Source organism: Lentzea sp. CC55 (assembly GCF_021056325.1).
In the GTDB taxonomy this organism is placed as follows: Bacteria; Actinomycetota; Actinomycetes; order Mycobacteriales; family Pseudonocardiaceae; genus Lentzea; species Lentzea jiangxiensis.
On the sequence record NZ_JAJCXE010000015.1, the window covers coordinates 1 to 13,435 of the forward strand.

At 71.0% G+C, this 13,435-nt stretch carries 12 protein-coding genes and 1 pseudogene; 6 read left to right on the forward strand and 7 right to left on the reverse strand.

All coding sequences use genetic code 11. The features are described 5' to 3' along the window. Window positions 1-491: 491 nt before the first annotated feature. From pgsA to L6E10_RS10030, 4 genes are read left to right on the forward strand one after another with little or no spacing between them, the layout of a single operon-like run. Window positions 492-1,094 (forward strand): phosphatidylinositol phosphate synthase, encoded by a 603-nt coding sequence (pgsA, locus tag L6E10_RS10015; protein ID WP_236219019.1) that lies wholly within the window; start codon window positions 492-494, stop codon window positions 1,092-1,094. Then, entirely contained in the window at window positions 1,091-1,993 is a 903-nt protein-coding gene (locus tag L6E10_RS10020; protein ID WP_236219021.1) for a phosphatidylinositol mannoside acyltransferase, read from the forward strand. The genes pgsA and L6E10_RS10020 overlap by 4 nt, the downstream gene beginning before the upstream one ends. Then, entirely contained in the window at window positions 1,990-3,102 is a 1,113-nt protein-coding gene (locus tag L6E10_RS10025) for a glycosyltransferase family 4 protein (protein WP_236219023.1), read from the forward strand. The genes L6E10_RS10020 and L6E10_RS10025 overlap by 4 nt, the downstream gene beginning before the upstream one ends. Then, the gene (locus tag L6E10_RS10030) at window positions 3,099-4,046 is read left to right on the forward strand and encodes an NUDIX hydrolase (protein WP_236219025.1); all 948 of its coding nucleotides are present in this window, start codon (window positions 3,099-3,101) and stop codon (window positions 4,044-4,046) included. Before L6E10_RS10025 ends, L6E10_RS10030 begins: the two co-directional genes overlap by 4 nt. A gap of 83 nt (window positions 4,047-4,129) precedes the next feature. On the opposite strand, the pseudogene L6E10_RS40750 reads toward L6E10_RS10030, so the two are convergent. The 5 genes and pseudogenes from L6E10_RS40750 to L6E10_RS10050 form a co-directional block, all read right to left on the reverse strand. After that, a pseudogene (locus L6E10_RS40750) lies at window positions 4,130-6,082 on the reverse strand (tetratricopeptide repeat protein); the annotation flags it as partial. Between the two features lie 16 nt (window positions 6,083-6,098). Beyond that, window positions 6,099-7,091 carry a TIGR03842 family LLM class F420-dependent oxidoreductase gene (locus L6E10_RS10035; RefSeq protein ID WP_236219026.1) on the reverse strand — a complete coding sequence of 331 codons (993 nt, stop codon included), beginning with the start codon at window positions 7,089-7,091 and terminating at the stop codon, window positions 6,099-6,101. 17 nt (window positions 7,092-7,108) lie between these two features. Next, entirely contained in the window at window positions 7,109-8,494 is a 1,386-nt protein-coding gene (gene hydA / locus L6E10_RS10040; RefSeq protein ID WP_236219028.1) for a dihydropyrimidinase, read from the reverse strand. Then, complete coding sequence (locus L6E10_RS10045) at window positions 8,491-9,333, reverse strand: nitrilase-related carbon-nitrogen hydrolase (RefSeq protein WP_236219030.1); 843 nt, start codon at window positions 9,331-9,333, stop codon at window positions 8,491-8,493. The genes hydA and L6E10_RS10045 overlap by 4 nt, the downstream gene beginning before the upstream one ends. Continuing rightward, a complete protein-coding gene (locus tag L6E10_RS10050; RefSeq protein WP_236219032.1) occupies window positions 9,330-10,838 on the reverse strand; it encodes an NCS1 family nucleobase:cation symporter-1 in 1,509 nt (502 codons plus the stop codon). Before L6E10_RS10050 ends, L6E10_RS10045 begins: the two co-directional genes overlap by 4 nt. 125 nt (window positions 10,839-10,963) lie before the next feature. Between L6E10_RS10050 and L6E10_RS10055 the strand changes: the two genes are divergently transcribed. Beyond that, complete coding sequence (locus L6E10_RS10055; protein WP_236219034.1) at window positions 10,964-11,245, forward strand: hypothetical protein; 282 nt, start codon at window positions 10,964-10,966, stop codon at window positions 11,243-11,245. A 39-nt stretch (window positions 11,246-11,284) separates the two neighbouring features. Here L6E10_RS10055 and L6E10_RS10060 read toward each other — a convergent pair whose 3' ends face one another. Both L6E10_RS10060 and L6E10_RS10065 read right to left on the reverse strand, forming a co-directional pair. Beyond that, on the reverse strand, window positions 11,285-11,791 hold the full coding sequence (locus L6E10_RS10060) for a hypothetical protein (RefSeq protein ID WP_236219036.1): 507 nt from the start codon (window positions 11,789-11,791) through the stop codon (window positions 11,285-11,287). A 36-nt stretch (window positions 11,792-11,827) separates the two neighbouring features. Then, complete coding sequence (locus L6E10_RS10065) at window positions 11,828-12,451, reverse strand: bifunctional 2-polyprenyl-6-hydroxyphenol methylase/3-demethylubiquinol 3-O-methyltransferase UbiG (RefSeq protein WP_236219038.1); 624 nt, start codon at window positions 12,449-12,451, stop codon at window positions 11,828-11,830. A gap of 527 nt (window positions 12,452-12,978) precedes the next feature. Here L6E10_RS10065 and L6E10_RS10070 point away from each other — a divergent pair. Then, complete coding sequence (locus L6E10_RS10070; protein WP_236219040.1) at window positions 12,979-13,425, forward strand: hypothetical protein; 447 nt, start codon at window positions 12,979-12,981, stop codon at window positions 13,423-13,425. The last annotated feature ends 10 nt before the right edge of the window (window positions 13,426-13,435 follow it).

Sequence of the window (13,435 nt, forward strand, 5' to 3'; positions counted from 1 at the left end):
CGGCTGGTGCGGTGCTGCTGGTCCCCCTCCCTGCTGTTCCGGCGTCTTGGCCAGGCTGTCAGCGTGCCGCTTGTCGGAATGTCAACATTCAGACAAGCGTCGGTTGTAGGAATGTTGACATTCCGACAACCGGGGTGGTGGGCGTTGCAAATGGGGTCGTGCTGCGCGCCCCGCCGTTGTTCGCCGCAGCCGCCGTCCACGGCCAGCCGCTTGCCAGGCGCCGCCCGTGACCACCGCGAGCTACCGCCGACCGCCACCGCGCATCCCAGGGTCGTCACAGTCGCAGCCTGCCGCCGCCACCGCAGCACACCACCGCTGTTCACTGCAGCCGCGGCCTGCCTCTCGCCAGACGCCACCTGCCGCCACCACCGCGATCCGTCACCGCAGCACGCCACCGCCGCAGCCCGCCTCCCCGCGCCCCCGCCTCACCCGCGCCGCCGCCTCACCCGCGAGCCGCGCGTTTCACCAGTCCAGCTAGGCTGCGACCTGCCATGCTGAACATCTTCGCTCGCGCGTCCGTCTCGCGCGTCACCGATCCGATCGGGGCGTGGTTGCTGGCGCGTGGCCTCACGCCCAACGCCGTCACCGTGGTCGGCACGGTCGGTGCCGTTGCCAGCGCTCTGTGGTTCATCCCCCGCGGGCAGTTGTTCGTCGGCTGCGCGCTCGTGGCGTTCTTCGTGTTGCTCGACCTGATCGACGGGGCCATGGCTCGCGCGCAGGGGCCGACGCGGTTCGGGGCCGTGCTCGACGCCACCTGTGACCGCATCGCGGACGGGGCGTTGTTCGCGGCGCTGACCTGGTACGCGTTCGACACCGGCAACCGGTGGACGGCGGCGGCCGGGTTCATCTGCCTGGTGGCGTCGCAGGTGATCTCGTACGTGAAGGCGCGTGCCGACGCGAACGGGCTGTCCGCCGACGGCGGGCTCGCCGAGCGGGCCGAGCGGTTCATCGTCGCGCTCGTCGGGGCCGGGGTGCAGGGGCTGGGTGTGCCGTACCTGCTGGACGTCTCGTTGTGGTTGCTGGCGGCGATGACCGTGGTGACGGTGTTGCAGCGGATCTTCGCCGTGGCGAAGTCGGCGCGGGAGGCCGCGTGAACCTCGCGACGCTCGGGTACAGCGCCGGGTGGCGGCTGATCCGCCTGTTGCCGGAGTCGTGGGCTCGCGGGGTGTTCCGGGCCGGTGCCGACTACGCGGTGAAGCGTGGTGGCGCGAGCATCGACCAGTTGCGCGCGAACCTGCGGCGGGTCGTTCCGCAGGCGGGGGACGAGGAGCTCGACGAGCTGGTGCGCGACTCGGTGCGGTCGTACGCGCGGTACTGGTGCGAGGCGTTCCGGTTGCCGTCGATGGACCTGAAGGCCGCGTACGAGAAGTGCGACTCGCAGGTGTCCGGCGTGGAGAACCTCGACGCGGCGCTCGCGGCGGGCACCGGTGCCGTGGCCGCTCTGCCGCACAGCGGCAACTGGGACATGGCCGGGGTGTGGCTGGTCGGCCACTCCGGCACGTTCACGACGGTGGCCGAGCGGTTGAAGCCCGAGTCGTTGTTCCGCAAGTTCGTGGAGTTCCGCGAGACCCTCGGCTTCGAGGTGCTGCCGCTGCACGGCGGCAACTGTCCACCCGCGACGGTGCTGGCCGAGCGGTTGCGGGACAACAGGGTCGTGTGCCTGCTCAGCGACAGGGACCTGACGTCGTCCGGGGTGCCCGTGACGTTCTTCGGCGAGCAGACGCTCATGCCCGCGGGGCCGGCGCACCTCGCCGCGACGACGGGGGCCGCGCTGCTGCCGGTCGGGTGCTGGTTCACCGAGGACGGCTGGCACTTCCGCATCCACCCGCCGATCAAGGTCAGCAACGTCCAGACGGCCACGCAGGCCGTCGCGGACGTGTTCGCGGCCGACATCGCCGCGCACCCCGCCGACTGGCACATGCTGCAGAAGCTGTGGCTCGCCGACCTGCCGGAGAGCCGCCGTGCCGCGCTGGCCAGGAGGCTCGCCCGGTGAAGGTCGGGATCGTCTGCCCGTACTCCTTCGACGTGCCCGGGGGAGTGCAGGCGCACGTCGTCGACCTCGCGCGCGCCCTCATCGGCCTCGGGCACACCGTCAACGTCCTAGCCCCCGCCGACGACGACCAGCAGCTGCCGGACTTCGTCACGTCCGCGGGCCGCGCGGTCGGCATCCCGTACAACGGGTCCGTGGCGCGGCTGAGCTTCGGTCCCGTCTCGTACGCGCGGGTGCGGCGCTGGATCGACGAGCACCAGTTCGACGTCCTGCACCTGCACGAACCGACGGCGCCGTCGCTGTCGTTCCTGGCGCTGGTGGTCGCGGACGGCCCGATCGTCGCCACCTTCCACACCTCGACGCCGCGCTCGAAGATGCTGTCGGCGTTCCAGGGGGTGCTGCAGCCGTTCCTCGAGAAGGTCACGGCCCGCATCGCGGTGTCCGCGCTGGCCCGGCGGGTCCAGGTCGAGCACCTCGGCGGCGACGCGGTGGAGATCCCGAACGGCGTCGACGTCGACTTCTTCGCCTCGGCGTCCACTTTGGACGGCTACCCGCGCCCCGGCGGCACGATCGGCTTCGTCGGCCGCTACGACGAGCCGCGCAAGGGCATGCCGATCCTGTGGGAGGCGTTCGGCCTGATCGCCGACGAGTTCCCGGACCTGCGGCTGCTCGTCGTGGGCCGCGGCGAGTCCTCGTTCGACGGGCCGCACGCCGACCGGGTCGACCTGCTCGGCCAGGTGAGCGACGAGGACAAGGCGCGGATGCTGCGCAGCGTCGACGTCTACGTCGCCCCGAACACCGGCGGCGAGTCCTTCGGGATCATCCTCACCGAGGCGATGTCCGCCGGCACGGCGGTCGTGGCGAGCGACATCGACGCGTTCCGCCGCGTGCTGGACGACGGCAAGGCGGGCGCGCTGTTCCCGGTCGGCGACGCGGCCGCGCTGGCGGACGCGTTGCGCTCGGTGCTGCGCGACTCGGCGTTGCGCGCCGAGTACGTCGACCTCGGATCGCAACGGGTGCAGGCCTTCGACTGGTCCGTGGTCGCGAGCCAGGTGCTGCGCGTCTACGAGACCGCCATCGCCGCCGACCCTCGCCGGGTGAGCGAGGCATGACCGCCTTCCTGGTCGTCGTCGCGGTCGCGCTCCTCCTGGCCGCCTGGGTCCTCGGCATCGCGAACCGCCTCGACCGCCTGCACGTCCGCACCGACGCGGCCTGGGCGGCCCTCGACGCGGCACTGGCCCGTCGCGCGGTCGTCGTCCGCGCCCTGCTCGACCCCGCGCTGGCCGCTGCCGCCTCGAAGGCCGAGTCCGCCTCCCGCGCCGATCGCGAGCTCGCCGAGAACGAGCTCTCCGGCCTGCTCGCCGCCTTGGACCGCTCGTCCCTGGCCCCGGCCGCGGCCTTCGAGCTCGCCGACGCCGAGGAACGCGTCGTGCTCGCCCGCAGGGTCCACAACGACGCCGTGCGCGACACGCTCCTGCAGCGCCGCCGCCGGGTCGTCCGCTGGCTCCGCCTCTCCGGCACCGCGCCGCAGCCGTCGTACTTCGAGATCGCGGAGCCCACCGCCCAGTCCGACGCGGTGATGCTCAAGCCCCGCCCGTCCGCGCGCGTCGTGCTGACCGACGCGGAGGGCCGCGTGCTGCTGTTCCAGGGCTTCGACCCCGCACGGCCGCAGGAGCTGTTCTGGTTCACCGTCGGCGGCGGTGTCGAGGACGGCGAGGAACTGCGCGACGCGGCCGTCCGCGAGGCGTTCGAGGAGACCGGCGTGAAGCTCGCGCCGGAGCAGCTGGTCGGCCCGATCTGGCGCCGCCGCACGGTGTTCAGCTTCGACGGCGAGACCTTCGACGCCGAGGAGTGGTTCTTCTACGCCTCCGTCGACGGGCTCGAGGTCGACACGTCGGGTTTCGACGACGTCGAGGAGACCACGATCTCCACGTTCCGCTGGTGGAGCGCGGAGGAGCTCGAAGCCACCGAGGACACCGTGTACCCGGTCCAGCTGGCCGAGCTGATGGGGTCGCTGGGCTCGGAGTGGGACGGCGAGACCCGCTCGGTCCGCTGAGCGTCCCAGAACCCCGCGGCCTCGCGGGACTTCTCGGCCAGGTACAGGAACGACGCGCGGGTGGACGCGACCTCGGGGTGCGCCGGGCCGAGCACCCGGATCTGGTCCTCGAGCAGTTTCCTCGCCTCGGCCGCCGCCGCGGCCACCTGCCCCGCTTCGTACAGCCAGTGCACGAGGCTGCTCCGGCTCATCGAGGTCTGCGCGTGGTCGGGGCCGAGGACGCGGCTCCGGTCGGCCAGCACCAGCCGGGTCTCCGCCGCCGCCGAAGCCGGGTCGCCCGCCTTGCCGATCATGTCGGCGATGTTCTGGCGGGTGATCATCGTCTGGACGTTGTCGTGGCCGAGCAGGCCGACCCGGTCCGCGAGGAGCCGTCGCGCTTCGGCGAGCGCGCCCGCGACGTCGCCGGCCTGGGCGCGCCAGAACGCGATGTTGTGCCTGGTGGTCAAGGTTTCGTCGTGGTCGCGACCGAGGACGCGGAGCTGGTCGGTGAGCAGCCGGCCCAGGTCGGCGGCGGCACGGGCCGGATCACCGGCCACGCCGTGGCTGCACGCGATGCCCCGCCTGAGGAGCAGCGTCTGGACGTCGTCGGGACCGACGGCCTCCAGCAGTTCGGCCAGCAGCCGGCGGTAGGCGGTGATCGCCCCGGCCGGGTCGGTCGTCTCGCTCCCGAAGTGGATCAGCAGGCGGCGGATCGTCAGGACGTCGCGGTGGCGCGGGCCCAGGCGTTCGACGGCGGTCGGCAGGAGGCCTTCCAGCGATTCCACGGCCTCCGCGAGCAGACCGACGTCGACCAGGCTTTCCAGCCGGCGGAACAGCACCGGGGGGCAGGCGCCGTCCCACAGGGCCTCACCACCCGACGCGAGGAGGGCTTCCGCGTTGGCGCGCAGGGTTCGCCCCTGCTCGGTGCCGCGCTCGGTCCTCGGCCACGCCTGCGCCAGCCCGTCGGCCGCGACGCGCACGACGGCGCCCAGGTCGGCCGCGTCCCTGGTGGCGCGCTGCACCAGCGCGTGCACCCGCACCGATCCGGCCTCGGCGTCGAAGGTGACCAGGCTGAGCCGGTGCAGGCAGCTCAGCCCGTCCCGCGCGTCGGAGGGGGCCACGCCGAGGAACCCCAGCACCGCCGGTGAGGTGAACACCTCCAGCGGGATGCCGTTGGCGTCCAGCACACTCGCGATGGCGAGCAGCGGGCGTGCCGCGCCCCGCGGTTGCAGCGAGTCGGCTCGTTCCACGGACAACGACCAGGTCGCCGCGACCGTCGCCCGGTGCTCGTCGGGCAGGTCGTCCGGTGCCACGGCGGCAAGGCGCCGCTCCGCCAGACGAGTCCGGTACTGCGTGCACGAGAGCTGGCGGTCGAGGACGTACGCGGCCGCCTGGGCCAGTGCCAGCGGCAGGTGCCCGAGATCCTCGGCCAGCTCGGCGGCCCCGTCGGCGCCACCGGCCGCGGAAGTCAGGTACGCCACCGATTCCCGGGCGCTGAAGACGTCCACGTCGACGACCTGCCGGTCGCCGCGCAGCGACGCGTCCCGACGCCTGGTCGTCACGACGATGCGCCCCGACGCCGGTGGCCACAGGCCGTGCAGGTCCGCGGGCGCCTGCACGTCGTCGAGCACGACCAGCCAGGGTTCCGTGGTCTCGGCGAGCCACTCCAGGAACGTCCGCGCGCTCCCAGCCCGCCCGGTGATCTTCGCGGCCGCGTCGGCGTAGCTGGAGACGATCGCGTCGCGGGAGGCCGCGGTGACCCACACCAGCACCCGGACCTCGCCCGCGTGCCACAGCCGTTCGGCGTGGTCGGCGGCGAGCTGGGTCTTGCCGACGCCGCCCATCCCGGTCAGGACGGCGCGGTCCGGGACGTCCACACCGCGGTGCTGGAACGACCCGGCGCGCTGCGGCACCAGGCCCACCCGCAGCGGCAGCGCGGCCGGCCGGGAGGCACCGCCGACGTGCACGTCACCGTGGACGACACCGAACTGGTTGACCTGCCCGGACGTGCCCTCCGCGTTGTTGGACACGTCCGGTAACGGCAGATCATCAGACATGCACGACAGTATGGACCTAAACGGCGGGAATGATCGCCGATCCGTAGGCGTCGCGCGTTTTGTCCTTCTCGTCGTGCATCAGGTACAGCGCGAAGTTGTCCACGCCGACCTCCTTCAGCTCCTGTAACCGCTCGACGTGCGCCGACTCCGGTCCCACGAGGCAGAAGCGGTCCACGATCGCGTCCGGCACGAAGTCGGTGGACCGGTTGCCCGCCTTGCCGTGGTGGGAGTAGTCGTAGCCCTCGCGGTCCTTGATGTAGTCGGTCAGGGCCTTGGGGACGACACCCGAGTCGCCGTAGCGGGCGACGAGGTCCGCGACGTGGTTGCCGACCATGCCGCCGAACCACCGCAGCTGGTCGCGCTGGTGCGGGACGTCCGTGCCGACGTAGGCGGGCGCCGCCACGCACATCGTGATCGCCGACGGGTCCCGCCCGGCGGCCCGTGCGGCCTCCCGGACGGAGCCGATCGTCCACCGGGCGATGTCCGGGTCGGCGGTCTGCAGGATGAAGCCGTCGGCCTGCTCGCCGACCATCTTGAGCGCCTTGGGACCGTACGCGGCCATCCACATCTCGAGCTTCCCGTTGCGCACCCACGGGATCCGCACCGCGGTGCCGTGGTGCTCGACCTCGCGTCCCTCGGCGAGCTCCTTGATCACGCGCATCGCGTCGCCCAGCGTCGCCAGGGAGGCGGGCTTCTGGCCGATCACGCGGCGGGCCGAGTCGCCCCGGCCGATGCCGCAGACCGTGCGGTTGCCGAACATGTCGTTCAGCGTCGCGAACAACGACGCCGTCACCGACCAGTCGCGGGTGGACGGGTTGGTGACCATCGGGCCGATGACGATGTCCTTGGTGGCGCCGAGCACCTGCGAGTAGATGACGAACGGCTCCTGCCACAGCACGCAGGAGTCGAACGTCCAGCCGTAGCGGAAGCCGCAGTCCTCGGCCGCGCGGAGGCCTTCCACGACGTCCCGCGCCGGCGGGTCGGTCTGCAGCACGATGCCGAAGTCCACGGCGGTTCCGCCTTTCTCTACACGAGGTACTGGTTGAGGTCGCGGGACACGAACCGGCCGTGGCCCGTCGCACCGTGGTAGGCGCCGTCGGCGATCACCTTGCGGCCGCGCGAGAACACGGTGTCGACCTTGCCGGTGATCTCGAAGCCCTCGTAGGCCGAGTAGTCCACGGCCATGTGGTGGGTCTCGGCGGAGATCGTCTGCGTGGCCGCCGGGTCGTAGACCACGACGTCGGCGTCGGCACCCGGTGCGATCACGCCCTTGCGCGGGTACATGCCGAACATGCGCGCGGGCGTGGTCGACACGATCTCGACCCAGCGTTCGCGGGTGATCTCGCCCTTCACGACGCCCTGGTGCAGCAGGTCGACGCGGTGCTCGACGCCGGGCATGCCGTTGGGGATCTTGGAGAAGTCGCCGAGCCCCAGCTGCTTCTGGTCCTTGAAGCAGAACGGGCAGTGGTCGGTGCTCACGACGGACAGGTCGTTGGTGCGCAGCCCGCGCCACAGCGACGACTGGTGCTCCTTGGGGCGCAACGGGGGCGACGCCACGTACTTGGCGCCCTCGAAGCCCGGCTTGGCCAGGTCCTCCAGCGACAGGTACAGGTACTGCGGGCACGTCTCGGCGAACACGTTCTGGCCCGTGTCCCGTGCGGCCGTGACGGCGTCGAGCGCCTGTGCCGCCGACAGGTGCACGATGTAGAGCGGGGAACCGGTCACCTTCGCGAGCTGGATCGCCCGCGAGGTGGCCTCGCCCTCGAGCTCCGGCGGCCGGGTCAGCCCGTGCTGCACCGGGTCGCCCAGGCCGTTCGCGAGCGCCTGCGCGACGAGCTGGTCGATCGCGATGCCGTTCTCCGCGTGCATCATGATCGTGGCGCCCGTCTCGCGCGCCTTCTGCATGGCGCGCAGGATCTCGCCGTCGGTGGCGTAGAAGACGCCGGGGTAGGCCATGAACATCTTGAAGCTGTTCACGCCTGCCGCGATGCACGACTCCATCTCCTTGAGCGACTCGTCGGTCACGTCGGAGATGATCATGTGGAAGCCGTAGTCGACCGCGCAGTTGCCGTCGGCCTTGGCGTGCCACCTGTCCAGGGTGGACAGCAGGCTGCTGCCCTTGGGCTGCACGGCGAAGTCGACGATCGTGGTGGTGCCGCCCCACGCCGCCGCCGTCGTGCCCGTCTCGAAGGTGTCCGCGGACTGGGTGCCGCCGAACGGCATCTCCATGTGCGTGTGGGCGTCGATGCCGCCGGGGATGACGTACTTCCCGGCGGCGTCGAGCACCTCGTCGGCCTGGACGGCGAAGCCGGGCGTCACGAGCGCCGCGATGTGCTCGCCGTCGATGAGCACGTCGGCGGCGTGCGAGCCGGTCGCGTTGATCACCAGGCCGTTCTTGACGAGTGTGCTCACGGCGTCACCAGGCCCTCGTAGGTGTCGGGGCGGCGGTCGCGGTAGAACGCCCACGTGTCGCGGACCTCGGTCAGCAGGTCGAGGTCCAGGTCGCGCACCACGAGCTCTTCCTCGGTGTCGGACGCTGCTTCGCCCACGAGCTGGCCGCGCGGCGACACGAAGTACGTCTGGCCGTAGAACTCGTTGTCCCCCAACGGCTCCACGCCCACCCGGTTGATCGCGCCGACGAAGTACTCGTTCGCCACGGCCGCGGCGGGCTGCTCCAGCCTCCACAGGTACTCCGACAGCGACCGGGACGTCGCCGACGGGTTGAACACGACCTTCGCGCCCGCGAGGCCCAGCGCCCGCCAGCCCTCGGGGAAGTGGCGCTCGTAGCAGATGTAGACGCCGATGCGGCCGACCGCGGTGTCGAACACCGGGTACCCGAGGTTGCCGGGCTTGAAGTAGAACTTCTCCCAGAACCCCTTCACCTGGGGGATGTGGTTCTTGCGGTACTTGCCGAGGTACGTGCCGTCGGCGTCGATCACCGCCGCGGTGTTGTAGTAGACGCCCGGCTGCTCCACCTCGTACATCGGCACGATCAGCACGATGTTGTTCTGCGCGGCGACCTCCTTCATCAGCTCCGTGGTGGGGCCGTCGGGGATCGATTCGGTGTAGGAGTAGAAGTCCGCGTCCTGCACCTGGCAGAAGTAGGGGCCGTAGAAGAGCTCCTGCAGGCACAGCACCTGCGCGCCCTGGGACGCGGCGTTGCGGATGTGCTCGACCGCGTTCGCGATCATCGACTCCTTGTCGCCCGTCCACTTCTGCTGGACGAGCGCCGCCCGGATGATGTTGCTCACCTGGTCGTCTCCTTTGCCGTGTTGTCCTTCAGGGCCAGGAACACCAGGAAGCCGGCCGCGAAGCCGACCACCCAGTTGTAGTCGTAGAGCGGCTTGAGGAACGGGATCAGGCCGCCCTCCGGGAACGGACCTCCGTGGGCGCCGCCGACCGCGAGCACGGAGCCCACGAGGGTCGCCACGACGGCACGCCAGTTCCAGCCGCCGTTGAACCAGTACGCGCCCCGCCCGTCCAGGTAGAGGTCGGTGAGGTGCAGCTCGGTCTTCTTGATCACCCAGTACCCGGCGACGAAGACGCCGGCCACGCTCGCGAGGAGCCCGCCGTAGAACCCGAGCCACGCGAAGATGTAGATGCTGGGGTCGGAGATCAGCCGCCACGGCTGGATCACGATGCCGATGACGCCGGTGATCAGGCCGCCGACGGCGAACGTGATGCGGCGCGGGAAGGCGTTGGAGAAGTCGTAGGACGGGCTCACGACGTTCGCCGCGAGGTTCGCCGAGATCGTGGCCAGCACCAGCGACACCAGCGCGACCAGCACCAGGGCGGTGCTGTCGAAGCGGGACGCGAGGTCCGCCGGGTCCCAGATCGCCTCGCCGTACAACGCCTGCGCGCCGGACGTCGTGAGGATCGCGACGATGGCGATGAACGACATGGTCGTCGGCAGGCCGAGGATCTGACCGGTGACCTGCTTGCGCTGGCTGCCGCCGAACCGGGTGAAGTCCGGCATGTTCAGGCTGAGCGTCGACCAGAACGCGATCATGCCCATCAGCGAGGGGAAGAAGACCTTCCAGAAGTCGGGGCCCCAGCCGAGCTTGCTGCCGGTCTGCAGGATCGGTCCGAAGCCGCCCGCCTTCACCAGCACGTAGCCGAGCAGGATCAGGAACCCGACGCTGACGAGCGGCGCCGTCCAGTTCTCGAACCGCCGGATCGCCTCCATGCCGCGCCAGATGACGAGCATCTGCACGACCCAGAAACCGAAGAAGCACAACCACAACGTCCACGGCTGCCCGACGACGACCGACGCGTTCGCCCAGCTCTCGCCGGCCAGCCGCCCGATGATGACGTGCAGCGCCTTGCCGCCCACCCACGTCTGGATGCCGAACCAGGCGCAGGCGATGAACGCCCTGAGCAACGCGACGAGGTTCGCGCCGCGGATGCCGTAAAACGCGCGGGCGAACACGGGGAACGGGATGCCGTACTTCGTGCCCGCGTGGCTGTTGAGCAGCATGGGGACCAGCACGATCAGGTTGCCCAGGGTGATCGTGAGGAACGCCTGCACCCAGTCCATGCCGATCGCGATCAGGCTCGCCGCGAGCGTGTAACTGGGGATGTTGTGCGCCATGCCCATCCACAGCGCGAAGAAGTTGTAGGTCGTCCACGTCCGCTGCCGCACGGGAACGGGGGCGAGTTCGGGGTTGAAGAACCTGCTGTCCGTGATGGGACCCACGTCGCTCAGTTCGACGCGGCCGTCAGGTGTGACCTGGGGCGGTGAGGACTCGACTGCCATCGTTCAACCCCCTGTTACGCTGCTGAAACAACGCCAACCCGGTCTGATTCCACCCCGGAATCCTGGGTCCGCCGCCGCAGGTGTGGCAGTGTCAGAGTGTCCACGCTTGTCATGATCGGCGCACATTGTGTTCCGCTGTCGGGCATGGTGCTGCCCCGGCGTGCCTGCTGCTCGATGGCCCGGGCCTGGTCGCGGCGGGTGCGACGGGCGCCGCGCCGAGCCCGCGCGGCCGCCGCCTGCTCGGCTGGACCGGGCCCGACGGCGTGGTGCCCTCCGCCGGACCCGCACCCGTTCAGCCGATGCCGTGGGGCGCGTGGACGGGGCTGTCCGGTCCGGTGGTGCTCGTGCTGCCGCGGTTCCTCAACGGGTGCGGGTTCCGTTCGAAGCCGCCCTGGGCGCACCGGTAGACGTGTGGTGCGGGCAGGAGGATCCTTCTCCGGTCCCGTTCAGGAGTTCGCAGCGACTTTGAGCCGCACCACGGCCGTGCCCGCCTTCCGGTCGTGCCACGTCCGCGTCCCGCGCAGGTCCAGCGCCTCCACGGCGGACAGCACGAGCAACGCGAACCCTCCGGCCAGCAGCAACGACGCGACCCAGCCGGTCGGCCCCACGGTGACGTGCTCGCCGATGACGACCCACGGCTGCTGCCAGCCGACGCCCGCCATCAGCGCCGGCTCCCGCCAACCCAGACCGACCAGCACGAGCACCGCGCCCGCACCCGGCAGAGCGGTGGTGACGAGCGTGCGGGTCAGCGCCCGCCGCAGGCTCAGGCCGGACGCGGAACCCACGACCCGCAACCCCGTCAGCGCCTTGCCGAAGGTGTTCAGGCGGAGCAGCACGACGTCGTAGACCACCGCGCAAGCCACCACCAGCACGGGCTCGTGGACCAACGGCCACGCCACGACCAGCACCAGGAGCCAGTCGAGCAGACGGGCGATCAGCCGACGAACGAGCATGATTCACGCTAAGCGGCGGAAGTCGCCCATGAATTGTCAGTTCATGGCCACTTGCCGAACGAACTCGGCCACCCACCGGCCGTTGTCCCTGACGACCGACCGTTCGGTGAGCCCGTCCGCCGCGAAGGCCCCGACCTCGGCCCGCGTGAGCGGCCACGGCGGCCCGTCCGGCTCGGGCCCCTCGTCCCGCGCCACGGCCAGCACCAGCAACGTCCCGCCGGTCAGGCCCGCGACCCTCCCGGCGGCCTCGGCGTGCAGCGCCGGTGGCAGCGCCTGCACGGTCATGTTCTCCACGACCAGGTCGAACGCGCGGTGCCACCCGGCGGGCGGGTTCAGCAGGTCCGCCACCACGTAGGACACCGCGGACCCGGGGTGGCGCGCCCGGACGGCGGCGATGGCGGTGGGGGAGACGTCGAAGGCGGTCACGTCGAACCCGAGCGAGGCGAGGAACTCGGAGTCGCGGCCGAAGCCGCACCCCACGACCAGCGCGCTCCTGCCGGTGCCGTCGAGGCCGTTCGCCCACTCGGCGAGGTGCGCCTGCGGGTGGGGGACGTCCCACGGGACGGCGGCGGTGCCGGCGTCGGCGGCCGCGTAGAGGTCTTCGAACCAGCCGGTCGGGTTGGCCGCCTGGAGGCGGCGGGCGTCGTCGTCTGCGGACATGAGGCCACTTCTACCGGGTTCGCCGCCGTCACGTGATCAACCGGCGCAGTGCGCCGTGCGGACCAGGGAGCCGAACGAGAACAGTTGCACGTCAAGTGCGCGGGTCACACGGCGCAACGTGAACACCTCCGCGCTTCCGAAGTGGACGGAAAGATCCCGGTGCGCCCGCGGCGGTCAGTCCGAACGGGACGGTGCCGGTCGGGCCTCCTCCGGGTACAGCCCGACCCGGCGCACCAATCTCACCCGATAGGGACGGTCTACGCCGTCCGGTGTGTACCGACGGTGATCGAAGGCCGTGTGTCCCGACGTGACGACAAGACATTTTTTGTTGTGGTGGTGGAGCGTGCGGATGGGTGGCCCGCTCACTTTCGGCAGGTCACCGATGCTTCACGAGGTCGCACGAAGACCGCGGCGACTCCCGTGGCACGGGGTTCAAGCCCTGAACACCCGATCGAGCGGGTTAATCCGCGAACTGAACGCGCCGATGAAATCGAAGATCGGTCCCCAAAACCAGATTGAGGAAAACTGTGTCTCGTTCCGGACTGTTCCGCGCCGCCGCTCTGCTCGCCGCCAGCGCCGCCCCGCTCCTCGCGGGTTCGGCCAGCGCCGCCGAAGCCCCGCAGCTGGGGACCGGCCTTCCCGAGGTGGGCGCGGACAAGCTGATCACCGACGCCACGCAGGACGCGACCCCGCTCCAGTCGGGTGCCGCCGTCCAGCTGCCGCGCGTGGGCCTGCCCGTCGTGGGCGACCTGCCGGCTCTCCCCGGCCTTCCGGCCGCGGCGCAGGAGCGCTCCGTCGGCTTCCCGATCGCGGCCCAGATCGGCGAGATCGCCGGCCTGCCCGACCCGCGCGACCTGCCGGGCACCGCGAGCGTCGGCAACCTGCCGTCGCCGTCGCTGTCCGCGCTGCCGGTCAACGGCGCCGTGCAGAACCCGACCGTTCTCTCGGGCATGCTCCCGACCATCAACGGCTGAGTTCGCACGT

Coding starts and splice junctions, on each gene's coding strand:
- pgsA (WP_236219019.1), top strand. CDS start 492: ATGCTGAACATCTTCGCTCGCGCGTCCGTCTCGCGCGTCACCGATCCG.
- L6E10_RS10030 (WP_236219025.1), top strand. CDS start 3,099: ATGACCGCCTTCCTGGTCGTCGTCGCGGTCGCGCTCCTCCTGGCCGCC.
- L6E10_RS10050 (WP_236219032.1), bottom strand. CDS start 10,838: ATGGCAGTCGAGTCCTCACCGCCCCAGGTCACACCTGACGGCCGCGTC.
- L6E10_RS10060 (WP_236219036.1), bottom strand. CDS start 11,791: ATGCTCGTTCGTCGGCTGATCGCCCGTCTGCTCGACTGGCTCCTGGTG.
- L6E10_RS10065 (WP_236219038.1), bottom strand. CDS start 12,451: ATGTCCGCAGACGACGACGCCCGCCGCCTCCAGGCGGCCAACCCGACC.